The sequence below is a fragment of the Alteromonas sp. BL110 genome (assembly GCF_003443615.1).
GTDB lineage: Bacteria > Pseudomonadota > Gammaproteobacteria > Enterobacterales > Alteromonadaceae > Alteromonas.
Genome location: NZ_CP031967.1, coordinates 1,465,285 through 1,479,968, shown reverse-complemented (window position 1 = coordinate 1,479,968; position 14,684 = coordinate 1,465,285). Strand labels below are relative to the sequence as shown.

The following is a 14,684-nucleotide window of genomic DNA, read 5'->3' as shown; positions in this document are numbered from 1 at the left end:
TCCTTAGGCAGCGCTTAGAAAGCTAAAGCGCTTAAAAAGCTACAGGGCTTTAACAGTATAAATCAGCGCTGTTTGTGGGAAGAGTACCGGCAGTTGCATACCGTATTTCATCAAGACTTCGCCAGAGAACACTTGTCCTTCAGTTTGCTGTAAAATTGAAGGAGTGTATTCTTTCAGCTTTTCAGGCCACACACGCTCAATGGTGTATTGCTTGTTAGCGTCAAGCCCTGCGAAGTAGAAACGGTTAGGCGTAGTACGTACGGTTTCTGTAACACTGTTATATGCAAAAATACCCTCCTGCTTGTCTTTCGACACATAACCAAATTTCACATTCATGCTGTCATCATCCATGCGGAATAAATCGCCGCCGTGGGTAATATGGCGATATTTCTTATAAAGCGAAATAGCGTCTGTTAGCACGCTTTGCTCGTGGTCTGTCAGTTCACGTGGGTCCATTTCTATGCCCATATGACCAAACAAGGCTACTGCTGAACGAATCTCAATAGGTAGGTTACGACCTGTAATATGGCAGTCACGCGGACCTACGTGCGCGCCCATTACTTCAGATGGGAAGAAGTAAGAGCAGCCGCGCTGAATATATAAACGGTCTAGTGCATCGTTAGAGTCTGACGTCCAGAAGCGATCCGTGTGTGGCAATATGCCTAAATCTACTCGTCCGCCACCTGAACAGCAGCTTTCTATTTCAATGCCTGGCTTAGCTGCTTTTACGCGGTCAATCAAGCCGTAAAGCGCTGCCATTTGGCCGTGCATTGCCGGTTTGCCTTGCAGGTTGCCCGGATGGTTTACGTCGCGGTTCATGTCCCATTTGATGTAGCTTATTTTGGGATAGGCTTTAAGTACATCAGTAATAACTTTATAAAGGTACTCAACCACTTCTGGATTGGTTAAATCTAGAACGTATTGGTTTCTAAATGGCACATGAGGGTTGTTTTCAGTTTGAAGTGCCCATTCAGGATGCGCGCGATATAAGTCGCTATCTGGGTTAACCATTTCTGGCTCAAACCAAATGCCGAATTCCATGCCAAGACCAGTAACATGGTCAATTAACCCGTCTAGTCCTTCAGGGTAGATGGCTTCATCTACAAACCAGTCACCAAGCCCAGCTTTGTCGTTTCTGCGGCCTTTGAACCATCCATCGTCTAAAACGAAGCGTTCAATACCTAGCGGCGCTACCTTGTCAGCCAAGGCTTTAAGTTCGTCTTCGTTATGATCGAAATAAATCCCTTCCCAGGTGTTGTAGTGAACTGGGCGAGGCTTAGACTCAGCGCTATGGTTTAGCACATTGCTACGTATAAAATTGTGGAACTGTTGCGACAGGGATGAAAAACCTTCACAGCCATAGCCTGTGTAAAGAACTGGTGATGTATAGCTGTCCCCAGCGTTAAGTACTACTTCACCTGGAAATAATAACTCACCAAACTGTACGTAGCTTCTACCATCAGCCATTAGCTCGGCGCGAAGCTTGTGATTTGCAGAAGCGCCCAGGTGATAACCATAGCACTCACCGTTAAGTTCACCCGTACCTTGAGGGAATGCAATAAGGCCAGGGAAGGTGTCGTGAGAGGTTTTGCCACGGCGGTTTTCACGTACATAGCTGCCAAAGAATAGGTCGTGATCTTTGGTTTGGAATTCAGCAGACCAACGACCTTCGAATGTTTTGATTTTACTAACCGTTGTAGGAAGTGGAAGGCTAGCAGCATTTAGGTAATTGAGGTTCAGCGCACTGCTGCCGGTGTTTTCTACACGAGAAACATATTTTACAACGCTGGTCGCAGTATCAAGCTCTACACTTGTGATAAGGCGCATACCGCGATGTGCATCTTCAGCAATGAAGGCAACCGATTGAGCGTCTTGATCTATTTCTACTAAATTAAAGCCTGCTGACCACTGGTCCGCATCACCGGAAACTTCAAGGCCTGGCTGTCCTGTCCAACCTTCACCATGGGTTGGCACTAAAGTAATGGGTGGCTCTATTACTGGCGCACACTTAGCTTCTTGGCGTGTGTTTAAAACGCTAAGCATTTCAGGCGTTGTGCTGTCACTTAATGGCGCACCATAGTAAATGACTTTTGGCATACGACCCTGACAGTCGAATATTAAGGTGACTTTTTCGTTCGACAGGCGTACGAATTGAGAAAGTGACGACATAAAAACCTCAGCGTTAATAAAACGTAAATTAGGTGGTGATACAACTTTTTTACAACGTAAGTAGTGTCTTCTTACGCCATAATTTCGCATATTAAATCACGTTCACTATACCTATTCTACAATTTTAGGGTAAACGTTTTACTTTCAATGGTAGTCTGCATTTCGAAGGAAATGAAGTCTGACCAATAAGTGTAAAATATAGACGATATTAATTGTTAAAAACAAAAAAGGATGCCAAAAGACATCCTTTTTCTAGATGTTGCTAATTTGTTAGGCTTCTTTTTTATAAAGCTCTAACGAAAACTCTGCCTTCTGGTTAAACACCACACGGTTCACAATAAGAGCAAAGGCGACACAGCCAATGAGGGTTGCGAACATTAGGTGTATGTAATGAAGTCCAAACGGTGCATACAGAGGTGAAGCTTCAAAGCTCATTAACGCGTAAATTGAAACACCGAACAACACTGCCCCAATGGCTGCGAATGCATGCACATTTCTAAACAGTAAGCCAACAATGAATACCGAAAGAATAGGCATACTTAATAGGCCATAAAGCTTTTGAACCAAGTTAATAATACTATCAGCTTGTTGGTATACTGGGATTAGCGCAAGCGATACTAGGCACAATAAAACCGTAACGTAGCCGCTTAGCTTAGGTACGTTAGGTGTTTTGTTGATATAGCTTTCGTGAATGTCGCAAACGTAAAGTGCAGTAGCAGAGTTCAGGTTACTGTTAAACGTGGTTAACACCGCAGCTGCCATGGCCGCTGCGAATACGCCAGAAAGCCAATCAGGCAATACCGTTGCAACAATTTTTCCGTAAGCACTATCACCAATATCACCAAATAGTTTGTATGAAACGATACCTGGAATAACAATAATGGCAGGTACAATCAGCAAGCGAATGCCGGCCGCAGCGAATACGCCTTTTTGCGCTTCTTTCAAAGAGGGTGCTGCCATTGCGCGCTGAGTAATTACTTGGTTAGTACCCCAATAAAACATTTGGATAAAGATCATACCGGTAAGTAGAGTGTGCCAAGGGATCGGAGACTCATCATCGCCAATTAGCGTAAGTCGCTCTTGCGGAATTCCATCAAAGTTATAGTCGATGGCTTGAAGCGCTAAAATAACCACCAATACGGCCATGGTTAATAGAAGCACGCCTGAGTAGGTATCAGACACGGCTACCGCACGAAGACCGCCGAAGATAGCATATAGGGCACCAACGATAACGAATATAACTGCAATGTACATAAGCGGCAGTTCAACGTTAAACATAGACTGCATGAACAAAGAGCCAGAATAGATTACAGCCGGGCAAAATATTAAAGCACTGCCTGCGAAGAAGAGCGCACTAATAACTGCGCGTATATGCTTGTCGTGATAGCGCTGCTCTAGAAGTTCTGTTGTGGTTGTACACTTGAATTTGTAATACACAGGCAGAAATACTTTTGCCAGTACGAAAAGGCCTACAACGGCTGCTAGTTCCCATAGGGCTAACAAGGCCATTTGGTTACCGTTCATACCTACTAGCTGGTCGGTACTTAGGTTGGTGAGCGTGATACTACCTGCAACGAAATACCAAGCTAGACCTCCGCCTGCAAGAAAGTATTCGCGGTTTTGGTTTTGGGCATTTCTATTTTGTCCGCGGCAACTTAAATAGGTTAGAAAACCAATTAAAGCAGTCACAAAGACAAAAACAGACACCTGAATAGTGCTGGAAAACATGTTTTACTCCTAGAGGGCAGTTATGACTTGCTGGTTTCGAACTTAATGTTGTTAACAGCGCGATCAGGGAATTTAGTGTTATGAAGACGGATAACGCGGTTCACCTGCAAAATAGAGCCAAGAATATTAAAAAGCACGTTTAGCAGGCCCTTTTGATTCAAATTAGCTAGTTCTTCACCTGTAAGGCTTTGCAAGCGCTGTTCATTCACCGTAGCTAATCCGCCCACGCGTTGATTGGTGTTGTCCTTGTACTCTATGATCAAGTCAACAGTATGAATGAGCCCCATCTCGCTAATTTGATTCATCATTACAGCGGTTTGCTGCATGGCGGTAACGCGCTCATCTAGCAATTTCTTTTTGTTATCTAAGTACGCAGTAGGGCGCTTTGAAGGCAAAAAGAGCGCTTCACCGTTTTGAGAAGAAACGGCTGGCGAGTCGACATCAACTAAAACTTCTTGCTGCTCAGCATCATTTCCCAATCGCACGATAAAAGGTAAGGTGCGAAGACTAAGCGGTGCATAGTGACCAAGCCATGTACCTTGCGTTTCAAACACGTTTTCTTGGGGAGCTAGGCCGCACAGGGCCGAAATTGTCCAATACTGCGCTTCAGTAGGTTTACTGAAAAACAAAGGGAAGTCGCTAGATGCTTGAACGGCTTCCTTTATCTCAATGTTGAGAAGATGAAATTTCGAATAAGTACTAGCAAGCTTGCTCTCGTCAATAGTAAGAGCACTGTGGGTATCAGCCGATAAGGTTTCAAATGTTGGCATATTATAATTCTCGTTAGCTTGCCAACCACTGCTCAATGTAGTCGCGGTGATTAGGTAAGCTGCTTAGTTTTTGCTGCGTGATTAGCTGATTTTGTTGAATTACTTTATCTGCTAGGTCACGTTCGTTGTAGAAATGAGATTGCAAAGAAAAGTCTGGAGAAAATCCCATTCCGTATAACACATACTGATAGCTGGCGGCAGGGAATAGCTCTATTGCCGCTGAAAAATCAGCAATTTGTGGTCCGCGATACTTCCAAATTTCCAAATCTTCTTTTAAAGAGTCGGGGATAGAAGACGCATCGCGATTGGCAACCCAGTAAGGTTCACTGCGTTGATTAAAAATATAATGAAGTTTCAAGAAGTCGATAATGCGTTGCCAACGATAGTTCATTTGCTTGTTAAAGCGCTGGCTGACTATAGGCATAGCTGTGGCGGGCAACGGCATTTGCTCTGCAATATAACGTGCTGAAATCTCAATAAGCATAAGGGCGGTTGCTTCTAATGGCTCTACAAACCCTGCGGAAAGGCCCACGCCAATGCAGTTGCCTTTCCAAATACGCTTCTTGTAACCAGAGTTAAAGCGAATTGTGCGCGCTTTCAAGTCACCCTGCTCGTCACCTACGTATTGACGCAATACTTCTTCCGCCCGTTCGTCGGTAGTAAAATCGGTCGAGTAAACATGGCCTACACCTCTTCGAGAAGACAAACCAATATCCCAAATCCAGCCTGCTTCTTGAGCTGTTGCTTGGGTATAGGGCTTAATTTCAAAGTCTTCTTCGTGGGGTACATGAAGGGCAAGGGCAGAGTTATTAAATAACACATCGTCTGTAGAAACAACGCTTTCACCGAGGGTTTCGCCAAGTAATAGTGAGCGAAAACCAGAACAGTCGACAAATAAATCGGCATGTAAAACCATGCCGTTGTTAAGCGTAACGCTTTCGATATGTTCGTTTGAGGTTGCGGCTACGCTTTCTACAGTGGCGACAATGTGTTTTACGCCTAGCTCCGTTTTGCTGAAGTCTCGCAACATGTCAGCAAATGCACCAGCATCTAAATGATACGCATAGTTCGACTGTGCGCTGCTGTATTCTTGTTCGCTTAGCGTACGAGGCGCCATATTGCGTTCACACACGTGCTGCTGAAAGTTAGTGGCATTGGCAAAATTTGCAATGTCGCCTACGTAGGGAGCCATCTCAACGCGGCCATAACCTAGCGGTACGGTAAACGGGTGATAGTAAAAATCGCCATCGCCATTTACCCAGTTAACAAACTTACCGCCCTGCTTAAAAGCAGCGCTACAGCGTCTAAATACTTCTTTTTCAGATAGGCCAATATCTTTAAGCGTGTTACGCATCGTTGGCCACGTACCTTCACCTACGCCTACAGTAGGAATGTCACTAGATTCGACCAGAGTAATGTCTAAGCCACATTCACCCATTGCTACCTTGTGTTTAGCTGCGACTATGGCGGCAGTAAGCCAGCCAGCGGTGCCGCCACCTACGATGACAAGACGCTGTTTTTGAGATCTATAAGATGAATGGTTCATGAAACAACACTGCTTAAATGGAATTATGACTGTTTTCTACATTTATCCATAAACGTACTCGTTTTGCCAATAGGCTTATGGATAAATGGCAGGGTTTTACCCCTGCCAAAACACACACACAAATCTTAGAATGAGCCTCGGATACCTACAGAGTAGCGAGCACCATTGTCTTCAATTGAGTATATTTGGTCTGGGAAGCGGCCTATCTGCGAAAGCTCTTCTTCCGTTACGTTAATACCTTCAACAAATACCGTAAGATGTTCGTTGATGTCGTAACTTGCACTTACATCCCACTGACCGTAGGTTTCAGTCGTAATTGGCTCGCCTGTCGCGCCGCCAACTTCAGTATTATCTAGTGCAAATAGGAACGACTCTCGGTTATTAAACGCTACACGAGCCTGGAACGCATCGCGCTCGTAGAACACGATAAGGTTTTGTGAATCACCAAGACCTGCTAGCGCAAACGTCTGTGTTGTATCGCCAGATACTTCCGCATCACTGTTAACTACAGTAGCGTTAGCGGTTACACCAAAGCCGTTATCCCAAACGTGGGTAATCGCTACTTCGTAACCATTAACCGTTGCCGTTTCGCCGTTTTGAGGCCGTGTAACAGTATAAACTTCGCTTGCGCCATTAAGCTCTTCTGTGTCAGCCACTACGTCGCGATCAGGGTCTTGTGGGTCAAGCGATACGCCCACCGCACAATCTTCCGCCGCACAGCGATAGTCATTTGGAAGACGGTTCGTCATGGTATAAGTTTCATCGCCAGAAAGCGTGACAATGAAGTCTTCTACTTCTTTGCTAAATACTGCAAACGAGAACACAGAATCATCGCTGTAATACCACTCAAATGATAAATCCCAGTTTTCAGCGCTAAATGGCTTAAGATCTGGGTTACCGCCGCTTGCCTGTAGGTTTTGACGACGAGGCTCGTTGAAAGTGGTCGCTGGAGACATCTGAGACATAGTAGGGCGTGTCAAAGAGTCGTAGCGAGAGAAACGCACAATCATATCTTCTTGTACTTCTAACTTAACGTTCAGGCTAGGTAGAAGGTTGGCATATGAAGATGAACCTGTAATGTTTTCTGATGGAGCGAAGACATTTGAGAACAAGGTTAAGTCAGTAGTAGGAACAACGTCGGCGATAAGCGCTTGTACTGCAGAAACTGAAACACTGGTTTCTTCGTAACGGGCACCGAAGTTCATGGTTAACGGCATGTCACCAATGTCATAACCAAATTCGAAGTTAGCGTAAAGCGCCGTTACGTCTTCTTCAATGTTGTAATAGTTCGGCTGAAGCGTAGGTACTACTGGCGCACCTTGTGATGCAAGGTAGTCTAGGTATGCATCGCCATCGTAAGTATACCAAGTGTCAATCAGACCGCTGAAGAAGTTGTTTGCAGTAAACGGACGAATGTTCAGTTCATCGATTGGAGCCTCTGTGCCATAACCACAGAATGCACATTGTGACGCAAACTCTTGGTAAACAAATTTTTCACGCTCTGAACGTAAGATACCGAAATCTACCTTACGAAAAACGTCAGAATCGGCTAAATAAGTGAAGTCAGCTTTGTATTCTGTTACTTCATCTTCTGAGGCAACAACGTTACCTAAGTCGTTATAGTGAAGGCGGTTTAGTGAGATATCAGGCAATTGCCCATCGGCGAAACCATCGTGAATTACAGTAGGTGTGCCGCCTGTGCTATCGAACTCGTAGTTGTTGATGATACCAACAACATTAAAGCGACCTTCGCCAGCTACATCATTTTCAGCTTCAGAAGTTGAAACATCAAACGTTGCAGATAACGCGTCAGTCACTTGCCAATCAACATTTAAACCAAAGCCTTTGTTAGTTACATCACGTACACCACGAGTTGATGATACGAAGTCAGATGCAGGGTTACCGCTACCTTGGTGTAAGTCAATTTCTTGTGTAAATTGTAAAGCCGTACCAAACTCAGAAATAGTTGCAGAACCAACACGATCTGGTTCAAACCATGATGCAAGGTCAGTAACTTGAGAATCAACCTCAAACTTTGAAATAAAACCGTCTAACGTGATGGTTACATCATCAGATGGCGCGAACTGTGCAACAAGTGATGCGTTAGTACGAGTTCTGTCTTGTTGATCAACAACTTGGTCCCAGTTACGTGGCAAATAAACGTCAGTAGCAATAATCTCAGCCGTTTCGCCATCGCCACGGTTAGAAAGTGTTAGACCTGGACGCCAGCCTGCCGTTTGAATACGGTTAATTTGAACTTGACGCTCTTGATGCGATACCGCTAGAAGTAAACCAAACTTATCGTCGGCAAATGTATTACTTACCAAGAAAGAGGCTTGTGGAGACGTTTCTTCAGAAAGGGTTTCATAAACACCCTTCACGCTACCTACCGCTTGGAAACCGTCATAGTCAAATGGGCGAGCAGTAGATACATTGATGGTTGAGCCGATGCCACCGGATTGAAGGTTGGCAACGCCACTTTTGTAAATACTAGCGCCAGTAATTTGGTCGGCAGCGAGTACGTCGAAGTTAAACGCACGGCCAGCATCGTCGGTAGCTAGTTGGCGACCGTTTACAAGTACAGTGTTAAACTGTGGGCCGAAACCACGTACCGTAACTTTTTGGCCTTCACCACCGTTACGGTCAATAGAAACACCAGTAATACGCTGAAGTGATTCAGCAACGTTTAGATCTGGGAATTTACCTAAATCTTCCGCTGCGATACCGTCTGAAACAGCGAGGTTTTCTTTCTTATCAGACATTGCTCTTTTCAAGCTGCTTACAATGCCGCGAACTTCAATAACTTCAACAGGTGCATCGTTTACACTTTGAGTGTCAGCATCTTGAGAAAATGCTACCGGTGCGTGTAGGGCAGAGGCGATAGCAACACCTAAAAGTGAGCGTTTCGCAATTGGGCCTAACTGTGATGTGTTAATTTTATGTGTCACTGTGTTTTCTCCGTGAGTAGGCTACGTTTTAACGTACTTTGCACTTAAATTACGTTTTTAGTATGTGCGGATCAAGCTTATTAACATTACTTTTACACATTTAACGTTATATTTTCTCGATTATTATTTGTAACTTTATGAAATATATAACGTTTCTATTTCAAGGTAAAAGGTGAAACGTTTACCTTAGATCCAATACTAGCACAAAATGACAATGTAATTACAATGTTATAAAAATTTTTTTGTATAAAAAAAGTGCGGTATATAACCGCACTTTATTAACAATAGGAAAAATAAGGAGAAATTAGCTACAACGGATACGGTCTACAGCGGCCTTCCAACCGTCATAGGCTTGATCACGTTCCTGCTTCGATAGTCTGGGGGTGAAAACGCTATCACTTTTCCAGCATTGGGTTAGATCATCAATACTACTAAACACACCTGCTTGTAATCCAGCAAGGAAGGCAGCGCCTAACGCGGTTGTTTCGGTGATTTCAGGTCGCTCTACTTCAGCACCTAAAATATCCGACAAAAAGCCCATGACCCAGTCATTACGCGACATTCCGCCGTCTACACGTATATTTGTAGGGCGAGCTCCGTCGCTTTCCATCGCCTTTTGAAGGTCTTTGGTTTGGTAGCAAACCGATTGCAGGCCTGCCGCAACGATTTCGCTTATTCCTGTATCACGAGTAAGTCCTAAAATAGCGCCTCGAGCATCGGGGTCCCAATAAGGCGCGCCTAAGCCGGTAAATGCGGGAACTAGAAACACACCGTTATCTTCTCTAGCGCGTTGTGCTAACGCTTCAGATTCTGCCGCATCATCAATAAGCTTTAAGCCATCGCGAAGCCACTGTACGGTAGCGCCAGCCATAAAAATACTGCCTTCTAGGGCGTAAGTCGTTTTACCATTAAGCCGATAGCCCACTGTTGTAAGTAAGCGGTTCTTAGATTGAAGAGGGGCGTCGCCGGTATTAAGGATCATAAAGCACCCCGTTCCGTACGTGCTTTTTGCCATGCCTTTTTCAAAACACGCTTGACCCACCAGTGCTGCTTGCTGATCGCCTGCAACACCCTGAATAGGGATAGCTTTGCCGATGATATCTTCTTTAATTACCCCAAAATCCGCGGCACAGTCCATAACTTCCGGTAGCATTGAAGCAGGGATATTAAATTTATTGAGTAGTTTTTCATCCCAACACTGATTATTAATGTCAAACAGCATGGTTCGAGACGCATTTGTGGCGTCAGTTTTGTGTGATTCACCGCCCGTTAAGCGCCAAATCAAATACGTATCCACGGTACCAAACAGAAGCTCGCCATTTTCCGCCTTCCCTCGGGCGCCTTCAACATTATCCAGTATCCATGCGACTTTTGTTGCTGAGAAATAAGGGTCAAGTAAAAGCCCTGTCGACTCTGTAATATACGAAACGAAGTCTTCGTCTTCGCTAAAATCTCGGCAATATTGTGCTGTGCGTCTGTCTTGCCAAACAATAGCAGGGTAGACAGGCTTTCCTGATTGTTTATCCCAAACTAGCGTGGTTTCGCGCTGATTTGTGATACCAATAGCGGCGATGTCAGAAGGGGTTATATTACATTTGTCAAAAACTTCCTTCAGGGTTGCGACAACGCTTTCCCAAATTTCTTCCGGGTCGTGTTCAACCCAGCCATCTTTAGGGTACTTTTGAGAAAACTCCTGTTGAGCGATGGCCTCTATACTGCCTTTTGCAGAGAAAATAATGCTGCGAGAGCTTGTTGTGCCTTGATCAATGGCAAGAATATGTTGTCCCATAAGGTCACTCCTGAAGATAATTTTCATAGAGTTTGCATCATTTACAGGTGTTTAACAATGCCATATTTTCGAAAACGAACATTTGGTTTTCGTTTTATCGCGTGAACTTTGTTGTTAAGCACGTATAATTATTGTCGATTTTACTTTTGAGGATGTGTGATGAACCAAACGCAAAGACACGAAAAAATTGTTGGGCTAATAAAGCAACATGGTTTTATGTCTATTGATGATTTGGTTAGTGCTTGTGAAGTGACGCCACAGACCATTCGAAGAGATTTAAATCAGTTGGCTGAAAACGGTGTAGTTAGTCGCTATCACGGTGGCGCTGGATTAAACAGAAGCTGGGAGAATACGCCCTATCAAGAACGGAAAACGCAGAACAGTGAAGTAAAAGAAAAGATTGCTGAAGCGGTTGCAGCCATGATCCCCGATGGTGCGTCTTTGTTTATAAATATTGGTACTACGACTGAGCTTATCGCTACTAAGCTGCTAAATCATAAAAATCTACATGTAGTAACAAACAACATCCATGTGGCAACTATCTTATCTGCCAAAGAAGACTTCTCGGTGATTATCGCCGCAGGTGAAGTACGCTACCGCGACGGTGGTATTATTGGCGAAGCGACCTGTGATTTTATCAGTCAGTTTCGCATGGACTACGGCATTATCGGTATTAGTGGAATAAGCTCAGACGGCGCGTTATTAGACTTTGACTTCAGGGAAGTGAAAGTCTCACAAGCTATTCTAGAACATACCCAACACGTCATCCTTGCGGCCGACTACAGTAAATTTGAACGCCGCGCCATGGTTGAACAGGGCCATATATCCCAAGTCGACTGTTTAGTTTGCGAGAAAACACCACCGCCAAGTATAGGTAAAATTATAAAAGAAAATAACATTACTTTTGTAAAAGCATAACTATAAGTCGTCTTACTCATTTATCATCATAATCACAGATCTGTCATAAATCTGGACTAGCTTTAACACTCGATAACGTTGCGCGTTACTGCAATGCTAATTACTCCTTGCACATGGTTTTGTGTTGATTCACTCGGCTAGTTGTATTTTCAAGCATGCGACTCAGTGCCTATATATTAGCTAAACCTTTTGTTCTTTCTTTGCTTTATATATCAGCAAACTAACACATAATTGGGTTCATTTAACTTTCTTTAATGTTCGATTATGTTCGTTTTGTGTTGACATGTTTTCTTTTTGATTGTCAAATAGCCAATAATTAGATAAGGCAAATGTGAATACGAGCAGGGGCAAACTATGAGTCACAGCAATGAATCTGAAAAAACAGTCGACGTTTTGGTCGTAGGCGGCGGCGTTAACGGTGTCGGCGTAGCGCTTGACGCTGCAGGACGCGGGCTTTCAGTAGCATTATGTGAGAAAGGTGACCTTGCTGGCGCTACATCTTCATCAAGTAGCAAGCTCATTCACGGCGGCCTTAGATATCTAGAACATTACGAGTTCCGTTTAGTAAAAGAAGCGTTAGCCGAACGGGAAGTATTGCTTCAAAAAGCCCCTCATATCATGTGGCCCTTGCGCTTTCGCTTACCGCATCAAAAGCATTTACGCCCAGCGTGGATGATTCGAATTGGTTTGTTCCTTTACGATTCGCTGGCGAAACGCAACATGCTGCCTCGCTCACGTAAGCTGTCGACAACAAGTGAAAGCCCGTTAGTTAGCGATATTACCACCTGTTTTGAATATTCTGACGGATGGGTAGATGATGCACGCTTAGTGGTATTGAACGCACTAGCCGCACAAGATCAAGGCGCACAAATTTACACCCGCACTGAATGTGTTAAAGCTGAAAAGCAAGACAACCTGTGGAGTGTTGAGCTTAGAACAGCAAAAGGGAAAACGTTTACAGTAAAAGCGAAGTCTATTGTCAATGCTGCAGGCCCTTGGGCGGTATCCTTCTTAGATCGTTTAGTAAATGTTAACAACCCAAATGCTATGCGTATGGTGAAAGGAAGCCACTTCATTGTGCCTAAACTTTACGATACTGATGAAGCATACATACTGCAAAACAAAGACGGGCGTATTGTTTTTGTTATTCCGTACGAAGGGGATTTTTCTCTGGTAGGCACTACTGATGAAGACTTCAAGGGCAACCCATCAGATGCTGCTATCTCGGACGAAGAAACCGAATACCTGATAGATGTAGTAAACACCTACTTCAAGTCAAAAATCACTTTAAGCGATATTGTTCACTCTTACAGTGGCGTAAGACCTCTACTGGAAGAAAAGAATGCTTCTGCTCAAGAGTTAACCCGAGACTACAAAGTTGAGCTTAAAGGCGAGACAGGTAAGCCAGTGCTGCTTAATATTTTTGGCGGGAAAATAACGACCTACAGAAAATTAGCTGAGCATGCGGTAGACAAACTGACTACATGTTTCCCTAAGGCCAAGAAAGCATGGACGAAAGATGTGCCTTTACCAGGGGGGGCCTTCGAAAGCCAAGACGAGCTTGTTGATAAGTTAACGGGTGAGTTTCCGTGGTTGAACAAAGATATTGCCCAACGTTATGCGCGTCAGTATGGCCTTTTAAGCTACAAATTTTTAAAAGGAAAATCGTCAATTGCTGAGATGGGAGAAGACTTTGGCGCAGGAATGTATCGCGCAGAAGTAGACTATTTAATTGAGTGTGAATGGGCATATACCTTGGAAGATGTTATTTGGCGCAGAACTAAGCATGGTTTGCGTTTAAGCAAAGCGCAACAAGACGCGCTATCCCAATACATTGAACAAAAAGCGCACTCCCTTGATAGCGAGCAACCCGCTATTGACCCAGTATTAGCGAGTGCGTAACTTTATTAAGTGGTTACGACAAATTGAAAGGGCGTTGCATTTAAAATGACGCCCTGTATTTCCGTATACTCTAGGTCTTATTAATCTAGTGCCGTTTTGTAGAATCTTTTACGCTAGTTAGAACACAATCTCGAATTCACCGGATCGAAAATGAACACGGATGTCATGAAAGAAAGCGCAGTGAAAGAAGTGATTTTCATTCGCCACGGAAAGCCACTTTCAGCCCACAATGAGAAAGTGAATGCTGCGGAATATGCAAGCTGGGTTCGTAACTATAATAAATCTCCTCTAGACCCAGCCAGCCAACCAAAACAAAAAATAGATATAACCGGTAGCTACATCGCCGTCAGCCCGCTTTTAAGAGCAAGGTTAACAGCAGCTCAATATGGGGCCACTTCAATTGATGAAGAGCTACCGGAATTAAGAGAAATGGATATACCTTATTACAAGCTACCTTTCACTTTGCGCAGTTGGCACTGGGTTGTGCTAAGCCGTGCTCTTTGGTTTATGGGAACTAAAGGCCGCTTTGAAAGTTTCAAATTTGCTAAAAAACGGGTTGAAAAACTTTCCCTGCATATTAATAAACTTAGCGAAAAACACCCTAGAGTGGTTCTTTTTGGGCATGGGATGACGAACTACTATACGCGAAAAGCGCTAATGAAAAGCGGGTGGCAGCTAAAGCAAAAAGACGGTGATTTCTGGGGAATCACTATTCTACAAAAAAACGTTTAACCAAGCGTCTTCCTGCGAATTATCGATACTTGTAAATAAGTTAGACCTAAGGTTTCGTTTAATTATCTATGCGGACTAATGGTATAACTTCATATTTCCTTCAAAATGCCGATAAACTAACAACATAGCGATGTGGTTTTCACAGCTATAGCAATTTCATATTGCGCAAATAGCGACAAACC

The 14,684-nt window shown here is 43.9% G+C and carries 9 protein-coding genes; 3 read left to right on the top strand and 6 right to left on the bottom strand.

Annotated elements, in window-relative coordinates; all coding sequences use genetic code 11:
• Positions 1-39 precede the first annotated feature (39 nt).
• From D1814_RS06430 to glpK, 6 genes are all read right to left on the bottom strand, one after another.
• Positions 40-2,169, bottom strand: coding sequence for an alpha-galactosidase (locus D1814_RS06430; protein ID WP_118495327.1), 2,130 nt, complete (start codon positions 2,167-2,169; stop codon positions 40-42).
• A gap of 270 nt (positions 2,170-2,439) precedes the next feature.
• Positions 2,440-3,897: an SLC5 family protein gene (locus D1814_RS06425; protein WP_118490645.1), complete on the bottom strand. Its 1,458-nt coding sequence runs from the start codon at positions 3,895-3,897 to the stop codon at positions 2,440-2,442.
• A 20-nt stretch (positions 3,898-3,917) separates the two neighbouring features.
• Complete coding sequence (locus tag D1814_RS06420; protein WP_118490643.1) at positions 3,918-4,667, bottom strand: SapC family protein; 750 nt, start codon at positions 4,665-4,667, stop codon at positions 3,918-3,920.
• A 13-nt stretch (positions 4,668-4,680) separates the two neighbouring features.
• Positions 4,681-6,213: a tryptophan halogenase family protein gene (locus tag D1814_RS06415; protein WP_118490641.1), complete on the bottom strand. Its 1,533-nt coding sequence runs from the start codon at positions 6,211-6,213 to the stop codon at positions 4,681-4,683.
• 125 nt (positions 6,214-6,338) lie between these two features.
• Positions 6,339-9,161, bottom strand: coding sequence for a TonB-dependent receptor (locus D1814_RS06410; protein ID WP_409049182.1), 2,823 nt, complete (start codon positions 9,159-9,161; stop codon positions 6,339-6,341).
• A 304-nt stretch (positions 9,162-9,465) separates the two neighbouring features.
• Positions 9,466-10,950, bottom strand: coding sequence for a glycerol kinase GlpK (gene glpK, locus D1814_RS06405; RefSeq protein WP_118490639.1), 1,485 nt, complete (start codon positions 10,948-10,950; stop codon positions 9,466-9,468).
• Positions 10,951-11,109: 159 nt separating this feature from the next.
• Between glpK and D1814_RS06400 the strand changes: the two genes are divergently transcribed.
• From D1814_RS06400 to D1814_RS06390, 3 genes are all read left to right on the top strand, one after another.
• Positions 11,110-11,868 (top strand): DeoR/GlpR family transcriptional regulator, encoded by a 759-nt coding sequence (locus D1814_RS06400; RefSeq protein WP_118490637.1) that lies wholly within the window; start codon positions 11,110-11,112, stop codon positions 11,866-11,868.
• Between the two features lie 354 nt (positions 11,869-12,222).
• Complete coding sequence (gene glpD, locus D1814_RS06395) at positions 12,223-13,770, top strand: glycerol-3-phosphate dehydrogenase (protein WP_118490635.1); 1,548 nt, start codon at positions 12,223-12,225, stop codon at positions 13,768-13,770.
• Between the two features lie 150 nt (positions 13,771-13,920).
• On the top strand, positions 13,921-14,502 hold the full coding sequence (locus tag D1814_RS06390; protein ID WP_118490633.1) for a phosphoglycerate mutase family protein: 582 nt from the start codon (positions 13,921-13,923) through the stop codon (positions 14,500-14,502).
• Positions 14,503-14,684: the final 182 nt, after the last annotated feature.